Annotated in this window: 17 protein-coding genes and 1 pseudogene; 12 read left to right on the forward strand and 6 right to left on the reverse strand. The window is 70.6% G+C overall.

Annotation, left to right across the window (positions count from 1 at the left end):
- Window positions 1-220: 220 nt before the first annotated feature.
- From AMIS_RS11710 to AMIS_RS11720, 3 genes and pseudogenes are all read left to right on the forward strand, one after another.
- Complete coding sequence (locus tag AMIS_RS11710; RefSeq protein ID WP_014442485.1) at window positions 221-1,099, forward strand: hypothetical protein; 879 nt, start codon at window positions 221-223, stop codon at window positions 1,097-1,099.
- A pseudogene (locus tag AMIS_RS11715) lies at window positions 1,096-2,445 on the forward strand (methyltransferase). Before AMIS_RS11710 ends, AMIS_RS11715 begins: the two are co-directional and overlap by 4 nt.
- Window positions 2,400-2,963 (forward strand): TetR family transcriptional regulator, encoded by a 564-nt coding sequence (locus AMIS_RS11720; RefSeq protein ID WP_386932625.1) that lies wholly within the window; start codon window positions 2,400-2,402, stop codon window positions 2,961-2,963. The pseudogene AMIS_RS11715 and the gene AMIS_RS11720 overlap by 46 nt, the downstream one beginning before the upstream one ends.
- A gap of 72 nt (window positions 2,964-3,035) precedes the next feature.
- Here AMIS_RS11720 and AMIS_RS11725 read toward each other — a convergent pair whose 3' ends face one another.
- A complete protein-coding gene (locus AMIS_RS11725) occupies window positions 3,036-3,554 on the reverse strand; it encodes a DUF1697 domain-containing protein (protein ID WP_014442488.1) in 519 nt (172 codons plus the stop codon).
- A gap of 103 nt (window positions 3,555-3,657) precedes the next feature.
- Here AMIS_RS11725 and AMIS_RS11730 point away from each other — a divergent pair, with 103 nt between their 5' ends.
- Both AMIS_RS11730 and AMIS_RS11735 read left to right on the forward strand, forming a co-directional pair.
- On the forward strand, window positions 3,658-4,413 hold the full coding sequence (locus tag AMIS_RS11730; protein WP_014442489.1) for a 3-hydroxybutyrate dehydrogenase: 756 nt from the start codon (window positions 3,658-3,660) through the stop codon (window positions 4,411-4,413).
- Window position 4,414: 1 nt separating this feature from the next.
- Window positions 4,415-6,298: a helix-turn-helix domain-containing protein gene (locus AMIS_RS11735; RefSeq protein ID WP_014442490.1), complete on the forward strand. Its 1,884-nt coding sequence runs from the start codon at window positions 4,415-4,417 to the stop codon at window positions 6,296-6,298.
- Between the two features lie 715 nt (window positions 6,299-7,013).
- On the opposite strand, the gene AMIS_RS11740 is transcribed toward AMIS_RS11735, so the two are convergent.
- On the reverse strand, window positions 7,014-8,663 hold the full coding sequence (locus AMIS_RS11740; protein WP_014442491.1) for a Na+/H+ antiporter: 1,650 nt from the start codon (window positions 8,661-8,663) through the stop codon (window positions 7,014-7,016).
- Window positions 8,664-8,925: 262 nt separating this feature from the next.
- On the opposite strand from AMIS_RS11740, the gene AMIS_RS11745 reads away from it, so the two are divergent.
- On the forward strand, window positions 8,926-9,129 hold the full coding sequence (locus tag AMIS_RS11745) for a cold-shock protein (RefSeq protein ID WP_014442492.1): 204 nt from the start codon (window positions 8,926-8,928) through the stop codon (window positions 9,127-9,129).
- An 87-nt stretch (window positions 9,130-9,216) separates the two neighbouring features.
- Here the strand turns inward: AMIS_RS11745 and AMIS_RS11750 are convergent, their stop codons facing one another.
- Complete coding sequence (locus tag AMIS_RS11750; protein ID WP_014442493.1) at window positions 9,217-9,831, reverse strand: response regulator; 615 nt, start codon at window positions 9,829-9,831, stop codon at window positions 9,217-9,219.
- Window positions 9,828-10,907, reverse strand: coding sequence for a sensor histidine kinase (locus tag AMIS_RS11755; RefSeq protein WP_041830739.1), 1,080 nt, complete (start codon window positions 10,905-10,907; stop codon window positions 9,828-9,830). Before AMIS_RS11755 ends, AMIS_RS11750 begins: the two co-directional genes overlap by 4 nt.
- A 168-nt stretch (window positions 10,908-11,075) precedes the next feature.
- On the opposite strand from AMIS_RS11755, the gene AMIS_RS11760 reads away from it, so the two are divergent.
- Together AMIS_RS11760 and AMIS_RS11765 are read left to right on the forward strand one after the other, a co-directional pair.
- On the forward strand, window positions 11,076-12,356 hold the full coding sequence (locus AMIS_RS11760) for a tannase/feruloyl esterase family alpha/beta hydrolase (protein WP_014442495.1): 1,281 nt from the start codon (window positions 11,076-11,078) through the stop codon (window positions 12,354-12,356).
- Between the two features lie 117 nt (window positions 12,357-12,473).
- Window positions 12,474-13,823, forward strand: coding sequence for an MFS transporter (locus AMIS_RS11765; protein WP_014442496.1), 1,350 nt, complete (start codon window positions 12,474-12,476; stop codon window positions 13,821-13,823).
- On the opposite strand, the gene AMIS_RS11770 is transcribed toward AMIS_RS11765, so the two are convergent.
- Window positions 13,785-15,020 carry an MFS transporter gene (locus tag AMIS_RS11770; protein WP_014442497.1) on the reverse strand — a complete coding sequence of 412 codons (1,236 nt, stop codon included), beginning with the start codon at window positions 15,018-15,020 and terminating at the stop codon, window positions 13,785-13,787. The genes AMIS_RS11765 and AMIS_RS11770 overlap by 39 nt on opposite strands.
- 25 nt (window positions 15,021-15,045) lie before the next feature.
- Here AMIS_RS11770 and AMIS_RS11775 point away from each other — a divergent pair, with 25 nt between their 5' ends.
- The 4 genes from AMIS_RS11775 (at window position 15,046) to AMIS_RS11790 (ending at window position 20,615) form a co-directional block, all read left to right on the forward strand.
- Entirely contained in the window at window positions 15,046-15,894 is an 849-nt protein-coding gene (locus tag AMIS_RS11775; protein WP_014442498.1) for a winged helix-turn-helix transcriptional regulator, read from the forward strand.
- 27 nt (window positions 15,895-15,921) lie between these two features.
- A complete protein-coding gene (locus AMIS_RS11780) occupies window positions 15,922-18,075 on the forward strand; it encodes an MMPL family transporter (protein WP_014442499.1) in 2,154 nt (717 codons plus the stop codon).
- Between the two features lie 24 nt (window positions 18,076-18,099).
- The gene (locus AMIS_RS11785) at window positions 18,100-19,008 is read left to right on the forward strand and encodes an AEC family transporter (protein WP_014442500.1); all 909 of its coding nucleotides are present in this window, start codon (window positions 18,100-18,102) and stop codon (window positions 19,006-19,008) included.
- A 104-nt stretch (window positions 19,009-19,112) separates the two neighbouring features.
- Window positions 19,113-20,615, forward strand: a complete 1,503-nt coding sequence (locus AMIS_RS11790) for a family 43 glycosylhydrolase (protein WP_014442501.1) — start codon at window positions 19,113-19,115, stop codon at window positions 20,613-20,615.
- A gap of 68 nt (window positions 20,616-20,683) precedes the next feature.
- Here AMIS_RS11790 and AMIS_RS11795 read toward each other — a convergent pair whose 3' ends face one another.
- The gene (locus AMIS_RS11795; RefSeq protein WP_014442502.1) at window positions 20,684-22,255 is read right to left on the reverse strand and encodes a pectate lyase family protein; all 1,572 of its coding nucleotides are present in this window, start codon (window positions 22,253-22,255) and stop codon (window positions 20,684-20,686) included.
- Window positions 22,256-22,721: the final 466 nt, after the last annotated feature.

Genomic DNA, 22,721 nt, shown 5'->3' on the forward strand with positions numbered 1-22,721 from the left:
ATCCGGCTGTTGAGGCGATCCAAGCCGATCAGGCGTCCCGTCCACCAGGGACAGTCGCCCCTCCGACTCAGGAAGTTATCCGGGACGGATCCGAGGCGTCGTCACCCTCGATGAGGATCTCGGGTCCTCCCTCAGGGGGATCGCCCCCACGCTTGAGCAGTCGCTCAAAACCCGCTACGGTACGACTTGAGCGAGTGCTCAAAACGGGGGGAGGTTGAGGGTGGAACGGGTACGGACACGGCCGGCGAATCTGATCCTGGCCGGGCTCATCGTGCTGTTCGGCGTGGTGTTCTTCGTGGTGGTCCAGCGGTCCGGGCGGGCCGACAGCGCGCTGCTGTTCGTCGTGCTGCCGACCGTACTGGCGGCCGGTCTCGCGCTGCAGCCGGGCCGGAGCACGCACGGCCGGGTCTTCCGGCTGACCACCATCGGCCTGCTGCTGGCGGCGGTGGCGGCGCACGAGGGCGCGATCTGCGTCGTGCTCGCCGCGCCGCTGGTCTACCTGCTCGCCCACGGCATCACCGCGCTGGTCCGGATGGGCGGCGGCTCCCGGAGGCTGACCGTGCTGCTCCCGCTGCCGCTGCTGCTCACCGGCGTCGAGGGCGTGCAGCCGGATTGGCGGGTTCATCCCGACCAGTCCGTGCAGGTCAGCCGCGAGGCACAGGTCGACCCGGCCGCGCTGCCCGCCCTGCTCGCCGCCGGGCCGCAGCCGCAGGACGCACGGCCGTTCGCGTTGCGGCTGCTCGGCGTGCCGACACCGGAGCACGTGCACGGCAGCGGCCTGACGCCCGGCGACGGCTGGATGTTCGGCTATCACGGCAGCTCGCACGGCCCCGGCGGGCAGATCGTCACCGAGGTCGTCGCCGCCGGGCCGAGCGAGATCACCTTCGCGGTCGTCGAGGACTCGTCGATCACCGGTCGCTGGGTCGGCATGCGCGACGCCACGCTGAGCTGGCAGCCCGGCGAGCACGGCGGCAGCGAGGTCACGCTCCGGATCGGCTACCGGCGCGGGCTCGACCCGTTCTGGTACTTCGGGCCGCTCCAGGACCGGTTCATGCACGCCGGCGCCGAGCACTTCCTGAACATGCTGAACCTGCCATGATCCTGGCCCGCTACCTGGTCCTGCTGATTCCCGTGGCGGCGGTGCTCGCCGCGGCCCGCTGCACGCCGCGACGGGTGGGCGCGGTGCTCGCGTTCCTCGCGTCGGCGACCGGCCTCGCCGTGCTGCACGAGGTCGCCGCCGCTGCCGGGTGGTGGACGTTCGCGCGGGTCGACGGCGCGTACCGGGGTTTCCCGGTCGATCTGTGGCTGGGCTGGGCGGCGCTCTGGGGGCCGGTTCCGGTGCTGCTGCGGCGGATCGTTGCGCTGCCGGTCGCGCTCGGCCTGCTCCTCTGGATCGACGCGGTCGCCATGCCGGCGCTCGAGCCACTCGTCGCGCTCGGTCCGCACTGGCTGCTCGGCGAAGCGTCAGGCCTGGTCACGGTCGCGCTCCCGGCCCAGCTGCTGGGCTGCTGGACCGACGATCGGCGACGGCTGATCCCGCGCGTACTGCTGCAGGTGGGGCTTTTCGCGGTGCTGCTGCTCTGGCTCATCCCGAGCGTCGCGTTCAGCCTCGGCGACGGCGGCTGGGAACACCTCCTGGGGCTCTCCGGGACAGAGTTGTTCCTGGTCGGGCAGGTGACCCTGGCCCTCGCGGCGCCGGCGCTCGCCGCGGTCCGGGAGTTCGCGGTGCGCGGCGGCGGGACACCGTTCCCGTGGGATCCGCCGCAACGGCTTGTCACGAGCGGCGTCTACGCGTACCTCGCCAACCCGATGCAGGTCAGCGGTGTGCTCCTGCTCCTCTGGCTGGCGGTGGTCACCCGCAGCGTCGCTCTCGCCGCCGCCGCGCTGAGCGCGACGGCGTTCGCGGCGGGCTTGGCGGCGGCTTCCGAGCGGCAGGACCTGCAATTGAGGTACGGGGACAGGTGGCGCGTCTATCGACGTGAGGTGCACGACTGGTGGCCCCGGACCCGTCCCGCCCCCAGCGCGGTGCCGGCCCGGCTCTGGCTCGACGACGACTGCGGACCCTGCGCGGGCGTCCGTGACCTGCTGCTCCGGCAGTCACCGGCGGGCCTGACCATCGAACCGGCCGGGCCGGACCTGTGGCGGGCGCGCTACGAAGCCGACGACGGGCACGTCGCCTCGGGTGTGGGAGCGGTCGCCCGCGGGATGGAACACTGTGGCCTGCTCTACGCGTACCCAAGCTGGTTTTTGCTGCTCCCCGGCCTGGACCGCCTCGCGCAGCTGGTGGTGGACGCCCTGATCGCGCCGCCCCATCGGGCGGTGGGGAAGAATGGCGCGCGATGAGCGACACGAAACAACGCCTGCTCGACGGCGCGCTGACCGCGCTGCGTGACCACGGGGTGGCCGGGGCGTCGGCCCGCACGATCGCGGCGGCGGCCGGGGTGAACCAGGCGCTCGTCTTCTACCACTACGGATCCGTCGACGAGCTGCTCGGCGCCGCCTGCGAGCAGGCCACCCGGCAGCGCGTGGGGGCGTTCGCGGACCGGTTCGCGGCCGTCGGCTCACTGCGCGAACTGCTCCAGGTCGGCCGCGAGTTGCACGCCGCTGAGCTGGCACAGGGCAACGTGTCGGTGCTCGCGCAGCTGCTTGCCGCGGCGCAGACCGGTGACCGGCTGGCCGGGCCGACCGGTGCCGCGCTGCAGCTCTGGACCGACGAGATCGAGGCGGTGCTGACCAGGCTGCTGGCGGGGTCGCCGGTCGCTGAGGTCGCCGACATCCCCGGTCTGGCGCGTGCGGTGGCGGCGGCGTTCGTCGGGATCGAGCTCTATGAGGGCATCGATCGGGACGGGGCGCAGCGGGCGTTCGAGGCGCTGGACCAGCTCGCGGTGCTGGTCGAGGTGGTGGACGAGCTGGGTCCGCTGGCGCGCCGGGCGCTGAAGTCCCGGATCAGACGGGCCCTCTGAGCCGGCTCGCCTCGTCGATTCCACGATCCGCGACGGGCTCGCCGCCGGTGCCGGCTTAGGGATCGCGTGCGGTCAGGACATCAGGGTCAGCAGTTTCTCGACGGTGTTCCAGTTGCGGATCGTGGAGGGCGGCGGGTTCTTGACCTTCGTGAGCGCCTTGATCAGCGGGCTGTCGCGCATCCCGTCGGGGCACCAGAGATAGGTCTCGGCGCCATCGACCACGCATTGGTCCGCGCTGTCGACCTCGGGGATCGCCCCCGAACCCTCCACACCAGCAAAAGACACGAAATAACGTGAGCCGTCCGTCGCGACCGACTTGAGCGGATTCAACGCGACGATCCGGGCCAACTCATCCTGACTGCGCAGGATCACACCGACCGGGAAACCGAACCGCTCCTCGATCAATCGCTCCAGCGCCGGTCCCAGCTCAGCCGCGGACTGATCTGTGTCCAGCACCGCGTTGCCACTCTGGAGCAGGGTGGCGACGTTCGCATATCCGGCCCCGGTGAGCAGCTCGCGCAGGTCCGCCATCGCGATCCGGCGGTTGCGGCCCACGTTGATGCCGCGCAGCAGCACTGCGTATCGAGTCATGCCCCCATTCAACCGCGCATGTCCGGGCGCCACATGTCCGGGCGGCCCGGCGTGGCGTCCGCACACATATGGTGATCGGCCTATCCGCTCGTAGGGTGACGCCATGGTGGTCAACCTCGATCTCGACGGCCGGGTCGCCCTGGTCACCGGAGCGGGCAGCGGCATCGGGCGGGCCTGCGCGGTCCGGCTGGCCGAGGCCGGCGCGACAGTGCTGGTGGCGGACGTGGACGACGTCGCCGCCACGGAGGTCGCGGCGGCCGTCGGCGGGCGACCGGTGGTCGCGGACCTGTCCCGGCCGGACGCCGCCGACGGCGTGCGCGGCGACGTGGACGTGCTGGTCAACAACGCGGGCCTGCAGCACGTGTCGGCGCTGCCGGACTTCCCGCCGGAGAAGTTCGCCTACCTGCAACGGGTCATGGTGGAGGCGCCGTTCCGGCTGGTCCGCAGGGTGCTGCCGCACATGTACGCCCGCCACTGGGGCCGCATCGTCAACATCTCCTCGGTGCACGGGCTGATCGCGTCGCCGTTCAAGGCCGCCTACGTCACCGCCAAGCACGGACTGGAGGGCCTGTCGAAGACGACCGCGCTGGAGGGCGCGCCGCACGGCGTCACCTCGAACTGCGTGGAGCCCGCGTTCGTGCGCACGCCGCTCGTCGACAAGCAGATCGCCGACCAGGCCCGGATGCACGGCATCCCGGAGGACCAGGTGATCGAGGAGATCATGCTGGAGCGGGCCGCGATCAAGCGCCTGATCGCGCCCGAGGAGGTGGCCGAGCTGGTCGCCTACCTGTGTACGCCGTCCGCCGACCTGATCACCGGCGCGTCGATCCCGATCGACGGCGGCTGGACCGCGCACTGACATGCACGAATACCTTGACCTGCTGGCCCGGGAAGCCGCCCTGATCGAGTTCGAGCGCCCGGTGGTGGCAGCCCGGGCCGCGGGCGCGCCGGCGGAGAGGATCGAGGACCTTGAGCAGGCGAAACTGCGGGCGTTGCGCGTCCGCGCGCTGCTGGAACGCCGGCGGCGGCGCGAGGAGGAACTGTCCGCGCTCTACGACACCGCCGGCGACCTGGCCGGGCTGCGCGACGTGGACGCGGTGCTGCGGGCCATCGTGCACCGGGTTCGCACGCTGCTCGGCGTCGACGTGTCCTATCTGACGCTCAACGACGACCAGCACGGCGACACCTACATGCGGATCACCGACGGGTCGGTGGCGGCCAGCTTCCAGCAGCTCAGGTTGCCGTCCGGGGCCGGGCTGGGCGGGTTGGTGGCGCTCACCGGGACCCCGTACGCGACCGCGAACTACCCGACCGATCCCCGGTTCGAGCACACCGCCGAGATCGACGAAGGGGTCGCCGAGGAGGGGCTGATCGCGATTCTCGGCGTACCCCTGCGTCTGGGGTCCGCGGTGATCGGCGTGCTGTTCGCGGCGAACCGGGCCGAGCGGCCGTTCGCCCGTGAGGAGGTGGCGCTGCTGTCGTCGCTGGCCGCGCACGCCGCCGTCGCGCTCGACACGGCCCGGCTGCTCAGCGAGACGCAGACCGCGCTCGCTGAGCTCTCCGCCGCGAACGCGGTGATCCAGGCGCACAGCGAATCGGTGGAACGCGCGGCCGACGCCCACGACCGGATGACGGCTGTCGTGCTGCGCGGCGGGGGAGTGGACGACGTCGCCGCCGACCTGGTCGGCGTCCTTCCCGGCGCACTCGTGGTGATCGACGCGCAGGGCCGCACGGTCGCCACCGCGCAGACGCCGGGCTCCTCCGCGGAGCCGCCGGACCCGGCGGTGGTCGAGCTCAGCGAGGCGCTGGCCGCTTCCCGATCCGAGGGACGGAGTGTACGGCGGGACGCTCTCGTGATCGCCGCGGTTGTCGCCGGGGCGGACAATCTCGGGGCGCTGCTGTTCCGCCCGGACCGTCCGCTGACCGGCGCCGACCAGCGGATCCTGGAGCGTGCCGCGCAGGTCACCGCGCTGCTGCTGCTGTTCCGGCGCACGGTCGCCGACGCCGAGGCGCAGGTCCGCGGCGACCTGCTCGACGACCTGATCAGCCGCCCGGTGGCCGAACCCGAGGCGGCCCGCTCCCGGGCGGCCCGGCTCGGCCTCGACGTGGACGCGCCGTTCGTGCTGGTCGTCGCGGGGGACGGGTTGCGTCAGCGGGCGCTGTCGTGGGCCCGGACGTTCGCGGCGGGCCGGCACGGGCTGGCGGTCATGCGGGAGGGCCGGCTGGCGCTGCTGCTTCCCGGCGACGACCCGGCCGTCGCCGCCCGGCTGGTGGCGCGCGAGTTGACCCGGACCCTCGGGGAGGCCGTCACCGCCGGCGGCGCCGGACCGGCGCGCGGAGCCTCCGCCGTCGCGTCCGCCTACCGTGAGGCCGGGCAGTGCCTGGACGCCCTCTTCGCCCTCGGCCGGGCCGGCAGCGGCGCCGGGGCGGCCGATCTGGGATATGTCGGCCTGCTGCTCGGTGAGGGCCGCGATGTCGCGGGGTTCGTGAAACGGGTCGCCGGGCCGGTCATCGAGTACGACGAGCGGCGCGGGACGGCGCTGGTGCGGACCCTGGAGGCGTACTTCGATGCTGGTGGAGGGCTTGCGAAGGCGGCGGAGGGGCTGCACGTGCACGTCAACACGGTGACGCAGCGGCTGGAGCGGGTCGGGCAGCTGCTGGGGGAGGACTGGCATCAGCCGAGGCGGGTGCTCGACCTGCAGCTGGCGCTGCGGCTGCACCGGCTGCACAGCGGGCGGCCATGAAATCGTATGGGTGACGCCGAGAAAATCTGGTCCCTGGAGACTAGACATTCTTGGGGAGGCTGGCTAAAGTTACTGCTGTTCGCGAGGGAGATCTTTTAAAGACGCAGACGTGACAAGCCGAGCGTCAAGCAGGGCCCGGAAATTCTCGTGGCTCGCTCGGCACCAGCGGCGGAAACACATCGCCGCGCGCAGCACGGTAAGACACAGCACGACAAGACCTTGACGTAATTCCAGGTCAGGGCATCGCAGGTGGGGCTGACGCACATCCAGGGCTCCGCCTGAGGCAAGAGGATCCGTCGCACGTGTGCGGGGCCATGAAGTCGCGTGGGGCTCCGACACCGGCGGGTGGCAACACCGAAAGTGGAAGCAGAGGAAAGGGAGGGTTTGACGCCGTTGGATCGCCCGCTGTCAGAGCGTAGTACCAGTTCTGTGGCGGACACCGTGGTCCCATCGAAAGTGAGGTGGTCTCCGGTCACGCTTATGCGATCCTCGCCCCCGCTGTCGCTGACGGCGGCGCGGTGCGGAAACGAGAACCCGGCGAAACTGCCGGTGAATGGTGTATCGAACCCGTAACCCTGGGCCCCGGCGCGTTCTGCGCCGGGGCCCTCGTTCGCGCCCGGATCACCGCGGGCCGGCTTCTGCGTCGGGGCCCTCGTTCGCGCCCGGATCGCCGGCGGGCCGGCTTCTGCGCCGGGGCCCTCGTTCGCACCTGGGATCACCGGCGGGTCGGCCGGCCGGGCAGCAGTCGTTCCTCGTGATCGAGTTCGCGCTCCAGGACGCGGAGCCCTTCGTCGGGTAACCGTCCGGCGTCGCGCCAGCGCAGAAGCTCGTCGCGTTGGGCATCGAGCGCGACCCGGCGTACGTGGAGCGCCGCCTCGTACAGCGGTGAGATCGGCGGATCGGCCGAGTCGTCGTTCTCCCGCAGGAGCACGAGCCGCTGCTGGTAACGGTTCAGCCTGGCACGCAGCTGCTGGCGCATCGTTTCGATCACCGGAGCGCCGATGTCGTCGTGCTCCTGTTCCTCCAGGTCGTCGAGTGCGACGAGGGCTGCCTCGACGGATGCCGACCGGGCCTCGTTGCGGAGCCGCGCCTGATCGTTGTCGTCCGCTCGCAGCCCGAGCATCCGGACGATCGGGGCGAACGTGAGGCCTTGACCGACGAGGGTGACGAGGACGACGACGAAGGTGCAGAACAGCAGCAGATCCCGGGCCGGGAACCGGGCGCCGGTCTCGGTGACCAGCGGCAGAGTGAAGATCGCCGCGAGGCTGATCACTCCTCGGGTGCCGGCCCAGCTGAGAACGACGACTTCCCGCGCTGTCCATCGTGCGGGCCGTTCCCCGTCCATGCCGCCTCCGCGCCGCCGGGTCTGCAGCGCGCCGGGCAGGACCAGGGTCAGCAGCAGCCACAGCGGCCGCAGCAGCAGCACCGTACCCACGGTGACGCCGACCGCGACGACGACGGTGCCGGTGTCGTATCCACCGAGCCCACCGATGACCTCCGGTAGCTGCTGACCGATCAGCAGGAAGACCAGCCCTTCAAGAAGGAAGTCGACCAGCCGCCAGACCGCGCTGGTCTGCAGCCGTCCCGCGCCCGAGGTCGACCGTGGCGTGTGATGCCCGACGATCAGGCCGGCGACCACCACCGCCAGCACGCCGGAGACGTGTGCCCGCTCGCCGAGGAGATAGGCGACGAACGGTGTGGCGAGCGAGACGGCGTTCGCCAGCATCGGATCCGCGCTGAGCGGCCGGGACAGCAGACGCACCACGAGAGCGACAAGCGCACCGACGGCGGCTCCTCCGGTGGCGTCGATCACGAACTGCCCCAGCGCGCTGGTTGCGGAGAACGTGTCGCCGCTGGCCGCGGCCACCGCGACGCTCAGGATGGTGAGAGCGGTGGCGTCGTTGAGCAGCCCCTCACCCTGGATCACGGTGATGATTCGCGGCGGGAGCCCCACCCGGCGCCCGACGGCCAGCGCGGCCACGGGGTCAGGTGGTGCGACGGCCGCGCCGACCGCGACGCCGGCGGCCAAGGTCGCCCCGGGGACCCACCAGGCGAATCCCAGACCGATCAGCAGCGCGGTGAGCAGGACCAGAACGACGGACAGGCTCACCACCGTACGCACGTTGCGGCGGATCGCGAGCATCGACGAGTCCAGGGCGGCGCTGTACAGCAGCGGCGGCAGGACCAGGGTCAGGATGATGTCCGGCTCGAGGACGATGTCGGGGCCGGGCAGCAGGGTGTACCCGATGCCGACGATCGGCAACAGCGCGGCGGCGGGCAGCCCGGTCCGGCCCGCGACCCACCGCACCACCGCGATCACACCGACAGCGGCGAGGACAAACACCAGAACCGACTCGACGTCCACCGACCCATCCTCGCTGACCGGCCCCGGAGATCGCGGCGTGCGGCGCCCGTCGGAAACGGCTGAATCGGATTCGGGGCGAATTTCTGTGGTACGGTTGCGGAGTTGCAGTTTTGATTTCCGTAGACGTTTTCGGCGCCTGATGGATTTTACGATCCAGCGGGCGCTTTTTCGTTTTTTGCGTGTCGGTTCCGACGCGGGTGATCAACGCGGTGGCGTGCGAGGCCGCATCGAGCGGCCTCCAACATCCTGCGAAGGAGCAGACATGGCTACAGGTACCGTGAAGTGGTTCAACGGCGACAAGGGCTTCGGCTTCATCACCCAGGACGGCGGCGGCGCCGACGTCTTCGCCCATTTCTCGGCGATCTCGGCGAGCGGCTTCCGCAGCCTCGAGGAGAACCAGCGGGTGGAATTCGACGTCGCGCAGGGCCAGAAGGGCCTGCAGGCCGAAAACATTCGCGCGCTCTGAGTTTCAGATTTTCGGACGGCGGCCTACTGGTTCAGTAGGCCGCCGTTCGGCGTTGTTCTCGCGGTCCATTTACGCTGGGCGGGCCGGTCAGAGCAGATCGTTGTCCTTGGCGTAGAGGGCAGCCTGCGTACGATCGCGGAGGCCGAGCCGGCTCAGGATGCGCGAGATGTGGTTCTTGACGGTGCCCTCGCTCAGGTACAGCCGGGAGGCGATCTCCTTGTTGCTCGCGCCCACCGAGATGAGCCGCAGCACCTCGGTCTCGCGCGGCGTGAGGACATCGGCCGCGGGCAGGGCCGCAGCGAGGCGACCCACGACCGCGGAGTCGAACTGGGCGACGCCGGCGTGCGCCAGACGGACCGCCTGGGCGAGTTCGGCCACGGGCAGGTTCTTGAGCAGGTAACCGATCGCGCCCGCCTTCAGCGCGCGGGTGACGTACTCGTCGTCGTCGAAGGTCGTCAGCATGACGATCTTGCAGGTGGGCAGCAGCCGGCGCAGCGCGGCGGTCGCCGCGACGCCGTCCATCTCGGGCATCCGCACGTCCATCAGGACCACGTCGGGCCGGCAGCCGGGCACGACCGCGACGGCCTCCGCCCCGTCCCGGGCGCTGCCGGCCACCTCGATGCCGGGCTGCAGGCCGAGCAGGGCCGTGATGCCCTCGCGGACGAGGTCCTGGTCGTCGACGACGAAGACTGTCACGGTCACCAGGGGACCTCCACGGTGAGTCGGGTGCCTGCCGGCGAACTGTCCACGGCGACGGCGCCGCCGGCCAGCCGGACCCGTTCGCGGAGCCCGGACAGGCCGAACCCCTCGCCATCCGGGTCGAATCCCCGGCCGTCGTCGCTGACCGTCAGGGATGCTCCCCGGTCGTCGTAGGCGACGGAGAGTCCGATGTGGGCGGCGCCGGAGTGGCGGCAGGCGTTCGTCAGACCCTCCTGGGCGGCACGGTAGAGCACCAGCAGCGGCCGTCGCTCCCGGCCGGTGACGGTCAGCGTGACCCGGCCCGCCGCGCCGTCGAGGCGATGGACGAGATCGGCCAGGGACTGCGACAGCTCCACCGGCCCGGTCTCCGAAGCGAGCGCCCGGACCGAGGTCCGGACCTCCACCAGGGCCCGGTCCGCCGACCAGCGGGCGTTCGCCACCGCCTGCGCGGACGTCGCGCGGTCGAGGGACGCGAACGCCTCGGCCTTCTCCAGCTGGACCCCGATGGCCGTCAGGTGATGCCCGAGGCTGTCGTGGATCTCGCGGGCGAGCCGGTTGCGTTCGTGCGCCGCCGACAGGTCGGCGACCTGCTCGAGGGTGCCCGCGAGCTGCAGCCGGGCACGTTGCTCGCCGGTGGCGACCGCGGCCATGGCGATCGCGAGGACCGTGCCCAGGGCGAACATCAGCAGGTCCGAGATGTACTCGGCGCGGACCTGCCAGCCGGGCACCCACAGCGTGAAGGCGCCCGCCACCGCCGCGACGCAGCCGGCGCCCAGCACCAGCGCGGCGGTCCGTCCGAAGGCGAAGTAGGCCAGGAACGGCACCAGCACGAACAGCACGCGGGACAGGCCGGACGGGTCCAGCGCCGTCACCGCGACAAGCAGCAGGATCCGGAGCACCAGCAGCGGGACCGGCGGGATCGGGCGGCGGCGCGTGTCCAGGACGGTGAGCGCGACGAGCAGACCCGCGAACCCGGCGGTCCGCCAGGTGAAGCCCGGGCCGACCGCGCTGTAGTAGACCCCGCCGGCCAGCACCGAGCCGTAAAGAACGGGCGGGATCCAGGTAACCGGCTGTGTCACCGGCGCAGCATATGCGGGCACCGGCGGGCCCGGCAGCCGTCGGCCCGAGGTTTGGCCGAAGGTCATGTGCCCGATGGCTGCCGCCGTGCGGGCCGTCTCTCACTTATCCCGGGTGACCTGTGGCTCCTAGATTTTCCGGCGTCGCCTTTCGATGGAAAGCAGGTCCACATGCGCCGAAGTCTCGCCCTCGCCCCACTCCTTCTCGCCGTCCTGTCCCCGGCGCCCGCCGCCGCTCATCCCGCGGGCTGCGCGGACGTCCGGGTGCCGGGGGCCGAACACGCCGTCACCTCGTGCCTGGCGGACCTGACCACCACCGGCACGGTGCCCTCCGGTCACACCGACCCGGCGGACTGGGCCGGCCTCGAGGCGCCCGGCACGGTCACGCCCTCCGGTGTGCCGGGAACCCAGGTGGACGGTTACTTCCCCGACGACTCCACCACCAACACGAATCACGGCTGGCACCATGACAGCCAGTTCGTCCTGCGGCTGCCGGCCCGCTGGAACGGCGGACTCGTGGTCGCGGGACCGCCGTCCACCCGGGAGCAGTTCGCCAACGACCGGATCATCAGCGACCAGGTCCTCGCCAAGGGCTACGCCTACGCCGCCACGGACAAGGGCAACACCGGCGCGCAGATCTACCAGGACGGCCGCCGCCCCGGCGACGCCATCATGGAGTGGCACCGGCGGGTAACCCAGCTCACCGTCGCCGCGAAGAAGGCGGCGGCGCGCCACTACGGCCGGGCCCCGCGCACCACGTACGCGGCCGGGCTCTCCGCCGGCGGCTACCTGGTGCGCTGGCAGCTGGAGAACCGCCCCGACCTCTACACCGGTGGTCTGGACTGGAACGCCCTCATCTTCACCCGCGACACCAGCATGCTGACGACGCTCCCGCCGGCGTTGCGTGCCTACCCGCGTCACGTCGCCGGCGACGCCTCGGCCCACGCCGAGATGATCGCCGCGGGCTATCCCGCGGGTTCCGAGGCGCTCTGGGGTCACCACCACAAGAACCAGTGGGACTTCCTGCAGCGGGTGATCCGCGAGGAGCTCGACCCCGGCTATGACGGCAACACCGAGGCCGGCACCCCGTTCTGCGCCGAAGGCACCGGAGCCGGCTGCGACACCGACTACGACCTGGCCGCCCGGCCCGCGTCGGTCCACCGCGCCGTCGCCCGGGTCGCCCTCACCGGGCGGATCAAGCGTCCGCTCGTCAGCATCCAGGGCACCCTCGACGTCCTGACCCCGCCGGCCACGTACGGCGACGTCTATCACCGGATGGTCACCGCTGCCGGTCGCGGCGGCCTGCACCACTACAGCCGCGTCGCCGGAGGCACGCACACCGACGGCCTGGTCCCGATCGCCCCGGCCGTCCTGCGGCCGATGCTCCCGTCCTTCGTCGGCGGGTTCGCCGAGCTCGAAGCCTGGACCGGCCGGAGCGCACCCCGGCGCTGACGCTGAGGGGCGAGTCCACATATCGGTGCGACGCAATGTGTGGACTCGCTCCATGGGCTCGGCGATCCTCTCCGCCGTAACGTCCCGTTAACACCTGGCGCACCCGAGAGGAGCAGCATGTCCACCACCGCCACGACCGAAACCGACGCCCGGCGTGCCCCCATCGTCAAGGTCGTCTTCGCCTCCCTGGTCGGCACCGCCGTGGAGTGGTACGACTTCTTCCTCTACGGCTCGGCGGCCGCCCTGGTCTTCGGCACCCTGTTCTTCCCCCAGTCGGATCCGGTCACCGGCACGCTGCTGGCGTTCGGCACCTACGCGCTCGGCTTCGTGGCCCGCCCGCTCGGCGGTGTCGTCTTCGGACACTTCGGCGATCGGCTGGGCCGCAAGAAGATGCTCGTCGTCTCGCTGATGCTGATGGGTCTGGCCACCGTGGCGATCGGGTTGCTCCCGACGTACGCCTCGATCGGCATCGCCGCCCCGATCCTGCTGCTCACCTGCCGGCTGTTGCAGGGCTTCGCGGTCGGCGGGGAGTGGGGCGGCGCGGTGCTGATGGCCGCCGAGCACGGCGACGACGCGCGGCGCGGCTTCTGGTCGTCCTGGCCGCAGGCCGGGGTGGCGCTCGGCAACCTGCTCGCCACGGGCGTGCTCTGGGTGCTCGCGCTGGTCCAGTCCCAGGAGGCGTTCGAGTCCTGGGGCTGGCGGATCCCGTTCCTGCTCAGCGCGGTGCTGGTGCTGGTCGGGCTCTGGGTGCGGCTGACCGTGGAGGAGTCGCCGGTCTTCCGGCAGGCCCAGGAGCAGCTGGCCGCCAAGAAGGAGAACCACCAGCCGCTGCTCGAGGTGATCCGCCGCTATCCGCGGGAGATCCTGCTGGCGATGGGCATGCGGCTCGCCGAGAACATCGGGTACTACCTGGTCACGGTCATTTCGATCACCTACCTCACCACGTACGCGGGAAGCGCCTCGGACAAGAGCATGATCCTCACCGCGCTGCTGATCGGTTCGGCTGTCCAGTTCGTGATCATCCCGCTGATCGGCGGGCTGTCCGACCGGGTGGGCCGCCGGCCGCTCTACCTGACCGGCGCGGCGGGGCTGGCGATCTGGATGTTCTTCTTCTTCGATCTGGTGGACACCCGGTCCGAGCCGCTGATCATCCTGGCGATCCTGGTCGGGCTGGTGCTGCACGCGCTGATGTACGCCCCGCAGGCCGCCTTCTTCTCCGAGCTGTTCGGCACGTCGGTGCGGTACACCGGCGCCTCGGTGGGCTACCAGCTCGCCTCGATCCTGGCCGGCGCGCTCGCCCCGATCATCGCGTTGCGTCTGCTCGGCGACGTGGACACGCCGAACACGACGGCGGTGGCGATCTACATGACGGTGGCGTCGGTGCTCACCATCGTCGCGGTGCTGGCGTCCAAGGAGACCGCACGGACGTCACTGCGGCACGACCGGACCCTGGACGACGCTCGCTGACGAGCCGGGCAGTGGCAGGTCACGCTCCCGGCGTACCGGGGAGAACAGCCAGAACAGCGGGGCGCAGAGCGTGACCAGCCCGAACCCGAAGAGGGTGGCCCGGGTGCCGATCAGGCCGGCGAGGGCGCCGGCGAGCAGGCCGCCGATCGGGATCGCTCCCCACGAGACGAACCGGACCGTGGCGATCACCCGGGAGAGCAGCTCGGGCGGGCTGACGATCATCCGATAGGTCCGGGTGGTCACGCTCAGCACCACCACCGAGCCGGCGAAGATCAGGGTGCCGGCGGCGAAGGCGAGATAGCCGCCCGCGGGGATCAGCAGGGCGCCGGCCACCCCCGTGAAACCGGCGATGATCAACCCGCGGGCGGTGCCGAAGCGGCCGGTGAACCGGGTGGTCAGCGCGGCGCCGATCAGCGAGCCGAGGCCGTCGGCGGCGAGCAGCACGCCGACCAGCACGGGTGCCGCGTGCAGGTCACGGACCAGGTAGAACGCGAACAGCGCGTGGTGCGCGCCGTTGACGAAGTTGACGGCGGTGGCCGCCCACATGCCGGGCGCCATCACCGGGTGCCGGGCCACGTAGTGCCAGCCCTCGCGGATCTGGGAGAACATCGGCGAGCGGCTGCCTGCGTCGACGGGCCGGGCGGGCAGCGTGCGCAGGAACGCTGCCGAGATCAGGTAACTCACCGCGTCGACCAGCAGCGTCGGCACCGCGCCCAGGATCTGCACCGCGAACCCGCCCAGCGACGGCCCACCCAGTTCCGTCGCGGCGTGCGTGCCCGAGGTCAGGCTGTTGCGGGCCTGTAGCTGCTCGGCCGGGACGATCGCCGGCAGGAACGTCTGGTTCGCGACCGCGAACAGCACGTCCGCGAACCCCATCACCAGGGCCACCCCGACCAGCTGGGCCACGGTGAGCGCGTCGAGCCACCAGGCGAGCGGGATCGAGGTCACCGCCACGGCGCGGACCAGGTCCGCGCCGACCTGGATGCCGCGCACCGGCAGGCGCTGCACGATCACCCCGGCGGGGAGGCTGATCACCAGGTACGCGAGATACCCCGCCGCCGAGATCAGCCCCATCTCGAACGCCGACGCGTGCAGGACGGTCAGCGCGGTCAGCGGCAGCGCCACCCCGCCGACGGCCGTTCCGAGCCCGCTCGTCGTGCCCGCGGTCCACCAGCGCCAGAACGCAGTGAGTTCCATAATGGAACGCACTATAGTCGTAGTCGTGAAACGGGTCGACCTCGCGAACGCGGACTGTGGTATCGCGCAGGCGGTGGGCGTACTGGGGGATTGGTGGACCTTCCTCCTGGTACGCGACATCGCCGGTGGCGTGACCCGCTTCGACGCCCTGCAGCGGGCCCTCGGGATGAGCCGTCGCGCGCTCACCGAGCGCCTTGGTGAGCTGGTCGAGGCGGGCGTGCTGCACCGGCGCCGCTACACCGACCGCCCGCCGCGCCACGACTACCTGCTCACCCCGAAAGGCGAGGGGCTGCTGCCGGTGCTGATCGCGCTGCAGGAGTGGGGTGACCGGCACGTGATGGGCGACGGCACGCTCACCGCGACCGCCGACGCCGGGTCCGCCGAGTCCCGCCGGGTGCACGCGCTGGTCGGCCGCGCCCTGCCGGAGAACACGCGCGACTTCGCCGACGGCTGGACGGTGCTCTACTGCTTCCCGGGCGCGTTCGTGCCGGGCGCGCAGGGCTACCCGCCGTACTGGACGGAGATCCCCGGCGCGGCCGGTTGCACGCTGGAGTCGACGACCTACGCGGCCCGCGCGGACGACTTCGCCGCGGCCGGGGTCCGGGTCCGCGGCGTGAGCACCCAGCGGCCGGACCAGCTCGCGGCGTTCGCCGAGCACGCCGGCCTGCCGTTCCCGCTGCTCTCGGACCAGGACCAGAGGTTCGCGGCCGGTCTGCTGCTGCCCACCTTCCGGGCGGCCGGGGTGGACCGGCTCAAGCGGCTCACGCTGCTCGTCGACCCGGCCGCGACGATCCGCGCGGTCCAGTTCCCGATCACCGACCCGGCGGGTTCCGTGGACGAGATGCTGCGCCTTGTGCGAGACCGTGCTCAGTAGTTCCGTTCGGGTGCCGATCGGTTGTTCGTGGCGACCCTGTTGTATCGGCTGGGCCGGTTCTCCTATCGCCGGCGCAGGCTGACGCTCGCGGCCTGGGTGCTGCTGCTCATCGCGTTCGCGGTCGGAGCGGCCACCCTGTCCGGGCCCACCACCAGCGCGTTCTCCATTCCGGGCACCGAGTCGTCGCGGGCCATGGAGGTGCTGGCGGCGAAGTTCGGCACGGGCGACGACAACGCCTCGGCGAAGGTGGTGTTCACCTCCTCCACGGCGTTGACGGCCGACCGGCTCGCACCGGCGGTGGCCGCGCTGAAGGAGCTGGCGACCGTCGCCGACCCCGTCTACAGCCAGGACAAGCAGAGCGCGTACGTCACGGTCGGCTATGATGTTCCGGCCACCGACGTGAGCATCGCCGACCGGGAGAAGCTCCTGGCGGCGGGGGAGACGGCCCGGCAGAGCGGCATCGGCGTGGAGTTCTCCGGCGAGGTCACCAGGACCGTCACCGAGAGCCACGCGGCCGAGGCGATCGGCATCATCGTGGCCGCGTTCGTCCTGGTCATCACGTTCGGCTCGCTCGTCGCGGCGGGTCTGCCGCTGGTCACCGCGATGGTCGGGGTGGGCGTCGGGATGCTCGGCATCCAGATCGCCACCGGCTTCTTCGACCTCTCCAGCTCCACCTCGGCGCTCGCCACGATGCTCGGCCTCGCGGTCGGCATCGACTATGCGCTGTTCGTGGTCTCCCGGTACCGCCACGAGATAGCGGTGGGCCGCGGCGGCGTGGAGGCGGCCGGGCGGGCGGTCGGCACGGCCGGTTCCGCGGTGGTCTTCGCCGGCCTCACCGTGATCATCGCGCTGGTCGCGCTGAGCGTGACCGGCATACCGTTCCTCACCGCGATGGGCGTGGCCGCGGCCGGGACCGTCGCGGTCGCCGTGGTCATCACGTTGAGCCTGGTCCCGGCGGTGCTCGGGTTCGCCGGCAACCGGATCCTGCCGCGCAAGCACCGGGCCGACCCGGCCGCCGTCGAGCACCACGCGAAGGTGCCGTTCGGCGAGCGCTGGGCGCGCAACGTGCTCCGGCACCGGTGGATCGCGCTGATCGGCTCGCTCGTGCTGATCGGGGCGGTGGCGCTGCCCGCGCTGGACCTGCGGCTCGCGCTCCCCGACGACAGCACCGCGGCCGAGGACTCCACCCAGCGCAAGGCGTACGACCAGCTGGCCGAGGGGTTCGGCGCCGGGTTCAACGGCCCGCTGATCGTGGTGATCGAGGCGGCCACCGGGGCCGCGCGGAGCGCCGCCATCCAGGCGCAGCAGCTGATCGGCGGCATCGAGGACGTGGTGACGGTCAGCGACCCGGTCGCCAACCAGGCCGGGGACACCGCGATGCTCACGGTCATCCCGGGCAGCTCCGCGACGAGCGAAGCGACGAAGGACCTGGTGCACGACATCCGGGCTCACTCGCTGACCGGCGCGACGATGGCGGTGACCGGTGCCACCGCCGTCAACATCGACGTCTCCGAGAAACTGACGAACGCGCTGGTCCCGTACCTGGCAATTGTTGTGGGTCTTGCCTTTGTGCTGCTCATGCTGGTGTTCCGGAGCATCCTGGTGCCGCTCAAGGCGACGATCGGGTTCCTGCTGTCGATCGCGGCGGCGTTCGGGGCGCTCGTCGCGGTCTTCCAGAAGGGCCACCTGGCCGGGCTGATCGGGCTGGAGTCGACCGGGCCGCTGGTCAGCATCATGCCGATCTTCCTGATCGGGATCCTGTTCGGCCTGGCGATGGACTACGAGGTCTTCCTCGTGACCCGGACCAGGGAGGACTTCGTGCACGGCGCGTCACCGGACGACGCCGTGATCAGCGGCATGAAGCACGGCGCGCGGGTGGTCACCGCCGCAGCCCTGATCATGATGAGCGTCTTCGCCGGCTTCATCCTGGCCGCCGACACGATCATCAAGTCGCTCGGTTTCGCGCTGGCCTTCGGTGTGGCCGTTGACGCGTTCCTGGTCCGGATGACGATCGTGCCGGCCGTGTTGTCGCTGTTCGGGCGGTCGGCCTGGTGGCTGCCGCGCTGGCTGGACCGGGTGATGCCGAACGTCGACGTGGAGGGCGAGCAGCTCACCCGGCGGCTGCACGAGCAGGCGCGCGAGGCCGGGCGGGAGAGTGAGATTCCGGCCGCTGCGGCCTGAGCCCGATCGTGACACCGTGCCTTCGTGGTCAACGCGCTGTCCGGCTTCCTCCTTCTCGCCGTCATCGTCACGATCGGCTGGGCGCTGCGGCGATGGGGGAGTCTTCCGGAGAACGCGGAGGCGGTGCTCGGGCGGATCGCGTACACGGCCCTGGCGCCCTGCCTGCTCTTCGCCGGCACTCTCGACGCCGACCTGCATCTCCTGGTCAGCGGCCCGCTGCTGGTATCCACGCTGGCTGCGGTCGTGTGTTTCACGATCTTCGCGCTGATCTTCCTCCGGCGTGACCGCGGCACGCGCATCCTGGGCGCGCTCGCCGGTGGCTACACGAACGCGAACTACATCGGCATCCCGGTGGCGACCTACGTTCTCGGGGACGCGTCTCTCGTCGTACCCATCGTGTTCCTGCAGTTGTTGATCATCACTCCGCTGGCGCTGATGCTCCTGGAGAGCGCGACGTCCCGGCGTTCCCTTCTCGCACCCGCGGCGAATCCGCTGGTCGTCGCGGTCACCCTGGGTGCGTTCCTCAACCTCACCGGGGTACGGGTACCGAGCGCGCTGCTGGATCCGATCATCACGGTCGGGAACGCCGCGGTGCCGGTCGTCCTGATCGCGTTCGGCATGTCGCTGTCCGGCCGCCGGGTCCTCGCGCCCGGCCCGGACCGGCTGCCCACGGTCGTCGCCGTCACCCTGAAACTGCTCGTGATGCCGGCCGTCGCGGCCCTGCTCGCGCTGGCGCTCGGGCTGTCGGCGGACGCGGCCTACACGGTGACGATCCTGGCGACGCTGCCTACCGCGCAGAACATCTACCTCTACGCGCAGCGGTTCTCCGCCGGCCTGGTCCTGATCCGGGACGCGATCTTCCTGTCCACGGTCGGGTGCCTGCCGGTGATGCTGCTGATCACGCTGATCTTCGATGTTCACGCTGCCAACTGAAAGATAAGTTTCAAGTTCGAGGCGTGAGCGAGCGCTAACATTTTTCGATTCTTTCTGGGATGTTACGAGCAACCGTCCTCCGTTTCGTGGAAGGAACATCCCCCATGTCCCTCGCGATACCCCGTCGCCTCCGGGCCGGACTCGTCGTAGTCCTCATGGTCGCCGCGGCCCTCACCGCGGTCGTCCTCAAACCGCAGCCGAGTCAGGCCGCCGTCACCTTCACCAACCCGGTCGCCTCCGCCCCGTACGGCGCCGACCCGTGGATGGGCTACGACAACGGCTACTACTACGTGGCCGCCACCACCTGGAACTCGCAGGTCGTCATCAAGCGGGCCAAGTCGGTGGTCGCGCTCCCCGGCGCCACCGAGTCGGTCGTCTACACCGGAACGGCCGCGGCCAGCTGCTGCAACGTCTGGGCGCCGTCGATGCACAAGCTCAGCGGCCCCAACGGGACCCGCTGGTACCTCTACTACTCGGCCGGCGCCACGGCCTGCTGCGACGGCCAGCGGTCGTTCGTGCTGGAGAGCGCCGGCACCGACCCGATGGGGCCCTACACGTTCAAGGGGCAGCTCAACGTGCAGGCGAACAACGGCTGGGCGATCGACGGCAGCGTCGCGACGATCAACGGGTCGAACTACTTCCTCTACTCGTCGTGGGTGGGCGATCTGCAGAGCCTCTTCATCGCGCCGATGAGCAACCCGTGGACGGTCTCCGCGTACGGGACCCGGATCTCCTACCCGACGTACGACTGGGAGAAGGTCGGCGGCAACACCGAGGAGGGCCCGTACGTCCTGCACCGCAACGGCAAGACGTACCTCACCTTCTCGGCGAGCTCCTGCAACACCCCGGACTACAAGATCGGGATGCTGACGCTGACCGGCGGCAACCCGCTCGCCGCGTCGTCCTGGACGAAGAAGTCCACCCCGCTCTTCCAGCGCAGCGACGCGAACAGCGTCTACGGGCCCGGCCACCACTCGTTCTTCACCTCGCCGGACGGGTCCGAGACGTGGATGGCCTACCACGCGAACGAGACCACCGCGCAGGGGTGCGGCGCGACCCGCACCACCCGGATCAAGAAGGTCAACTGGAACTCCGACGGCACGCCGAACCTCGGCACCCCGGACAAGCTCTCCACCGCGCTGACCGCGCCCGCCGGCGACCCGGGCGGCTCGGTGTCGTTCCCGGCCGGCGGCACCCGGTACCGGCTGGTCAACCAGGCCAGCGGCAAGGTGCTCGACGCGCAGAACTGCGGGGTGGCGAACGGGACCGCGATCCAGCAGTGGAGCTCGCTCGGCAACGCCTGTCAGCAGTGGACATTCACGAAGACGACGAGCAACTACTACCGGATCACCAACGTGAACAGCGGGACGGTGCTCGACTCGGTGAACTGCGGGGCGGCCAACGGGACGGCGCTGAACCTGTGGGCCTCGCTCGGGAACGCCTGCCAGGAGTGGAGCCTCACCCCGATCAACGGTGGTTACCTGATCGCCAACCGGGGGAACGGGCTGGTCCTCGACGTGACCAACTGCGGTGCGGGTGACGGGGTGGCGGTGCGGCAGTGGGCGTCGCTCGGCAACGCCTGCCAGCAGTGGAACATCGTGGTCTGACGCGTTCTTTCGACTGCTCACGCCGAAGCCGCCCCGGTCGCGCCGGGGCGGCTTCCTTCCGCTGTGTGTCAGGAGGCGTATGTCTCGAACTCGGTTACTCGGGGCGTACCCGATGCGCTGTTGATCTTGAAGGTGATCTTGGTGAGGGACGTGGCGGCGAAGCTGATCACGCCGGCGCCGCTGCCGCTCGCCAGGACCGCGCCGGTGGCGCCGTTGAGTACCTGGTAGCCGCCGATCGTGCCGCTGCCCGAGGCCAGGCGGATGTTGACCCTGGAAACCGTGGTGGCGGAGCCCCACTTGATCGAGATGTCGCCGGTGGTGCCGGCCGGTGACCAGTAGGTGCCGAGGTTGCCGTCGCGGACGTTGCCGTAGCTCGTGCCGCTCGCCTTGCTGGAACCGTCCGAGCCGGCGCCGATGCTGAGGTTCGTGCCGGTGGGCTGGCTCGGCGCGGGGCTGCTGGGCGCCGGGGAACTCGGGGCGGGACTGCTCGGGGCCGGGGAACTCGGGCCGGGACTGCTCGGCGGCGGGCTGGACGGCTGCGAGGTGGTGCTGCACGTACCCGTCGACGTCTTGATGCCCTTGTTCGCGCCCGCGGTCAAGGACACCACCGACGGTACGCACGACGCGTTGTCCAGGCTGAACGAGTAGGGGACGCTCACGCTGGTGTTCGAGGTGACGTTCGGGCCGGCCGGGTTGTTGTCCTCACCCGGCGCCGACCAGGTCACGTTATCGAAGATGTTGCCGCTGACCTGCCAGTACCCGGCCTGATCGGTGTAGAACGTGCCGAGCACGTCCTTCGAGTCCTCGAAGTAGTTGTTGTCCACCCGGGCTTTCGCGCCGGCGCGGGAGTTGATGCCCGACTCGTTCAGGCTCACGTAGTGGTTGTTGTAGATGTGCGCCACGCCGCCGCGCAGCAACGGCGTACGGGAGTCGATGTTCTCGTACTTGTTGTGGTGGAACGTGATGTTGCCGCTCCCGGTGTCGGTCTCGCTCGAACCGATCAGCCCGCCGCGGCCGGAGTTGCGCAGCACGCTGTAGGAGAGGGTCACGTACTCCACGTCGTTCTTCATGTCGAACAGGCCGTCGAAGCCCTCCGACTCGCCGCCCGACGCCTCAAGCGTGACGTGGTCCACCCAGACGTTGCGGACCGTGCTCTCCATGCCGATCGCGTCGCCGCCGTTGGAGGTGGGCGAGCCGGACTTCTTCACGTTCCGGACCGTCACGTTCTGGATGATGATGTTGCTGGAGTCCCGGATGTGGATCCCGAGCTGGTCGAAGACCGCCCCGCTGCCCACCCCGATGATCGTGACGTTGCTGATCTGCTTGAGCTCGATCACCCCGGCGGCGGTGTTGCAGCTGTCGCCGGAGACCTTCGCGGTGTTCCCGTGGTTGATCGTGCCCTCGACCTCGATGGTGATCGGGGTGCTGGCGCTGGCCCGGTTGCAGAGGGCGGTGTGGATGGCGGTGCCGGTGGTGGCGCGTACCGTCGTGCCGCCGTTGCCGCCGGTGGTTCCACCGTTCGCGGCCGCGAAGCCGGTGGCGCTGCCGACGGCCGCGGCGCTGGCCTGGTGCAGGGGGAGTGCCAGGGCTATCGCGGCTGCCAGGCCCGCGCCGGTGCTGATCGCTAGTGCTCGTTTCATGCATGCCTCACTTGGCTTGGGGATGTTTTTGAGGTGCAGGAAAGCGCTTTCCTGGCGACGATAGAGGGGTGTCGATTAACCCGCAAGAAACATCCGCGCCAAATTAGTTGCAGGTTTGTTGCCGTCGATGCGAGCAGTCCCGATGCCGGGGATGCGCGGGGTGGCACGGCCTCAGGAGCGGGTCAGTGGCCATGATCGTGACGGTGTGTGTTGGTGCGGTAGTAGCGCCGGGGTTGCGGCTCCGGGCTCGCAGATCTTGGAAACGCCGAGGCCGGCCGGCGCTCAGTGCGGACAAAACGGGCGCGCGGCAGCACTGGTAACCAGCTGGGCGAGGCGAGCTGGTTACCAGTGCTGTCAGCGGGGTGTTGGGCAGCACTGAGCGCCAGCCGGACCAGCCGGACCGGCCGGACCAGCGAACGACGAGCGGCGAGCGACGAGCGACGAGCGGCGAACGGCGAACGAGCAG

Source organism: Actinoplanes missouriensis 431 (assembly GCF_000284295.1).
GTDB lineage: Bacteria > Actinomycetota > Actinomycetes > Mycobacteriales > Micromonosporaceae > Actinoplanes > Actinoplanes missouriensis.

Excerpts from the sequence above, each read along its gene's own strand:
- AMIS_RS11725 (WP_014442488.1), bottom strand. The coding sequence starts at position 3,554 with ATGACTCGATACGCAGTGCTGCTGCGCGGCATCAACGTGGGCCGCAAC.
- AMIS_RS11730 (WP_014442489.1), top strand. The coding sequence starts at position 3,658 with ATGGTGGTCAACCTCGATCTCGACGGCCGGGTCGCCCTGGTCACCGGA.
- AMIS_RS11735 (WP_014442490.1), top strand. The coding sequence starts at position 4,415 with ATGCACGAATACCTTGACCTGCTGGCCCGGGAAGCCGCCCTGATCGAG.
- AMIS_RS11760 (WP_014442495.1), top strand. The coding sequence starts at position 11,076 with ATGCGCCGAAGTCTCGCCCTCGCCCCACTCCTTCTCGCCGTCCTGTCC.
- AMIS_RS11745 (WP_014442492.1), top strand. The coding sequence starts at position 8,926 with ATGGCTACAGGTACCGTGAAGTGGTTCAACGGCGACAAGGGCTTCGGC.
- AMIS_RS11795 (WP_014442502.1), bottom strand. The coding sequence starts at position 22,255 with ATGAAACGAGCACTAGCGATCAGCACCGGCGCGGGCCTGGCAGCCGCG.
- AMIS_RS11765 (WP_014442496.1), top strand. The coding sequence starts at position 12,474 with ATGTCCACCACCGCCACGACCGAAACCGACGCCCGGCGTGCCCCCATC.
- AMIS_RS11770 (WP_014442497.1), bottom strand. The coding sequence starts at position 15,020 with ATGGAACTCACTGCGTTCTGGCGCTGGTGGACCGCGGGCACGACGAGC.
- AMIS_RS11790 (WP_014442501.1), top strand. The coding sequence starts at position 19,113 with ATGTCCCTCGCGATACCCCGTCGCCTCCGGGCCGGACTCGTCGTAGTC.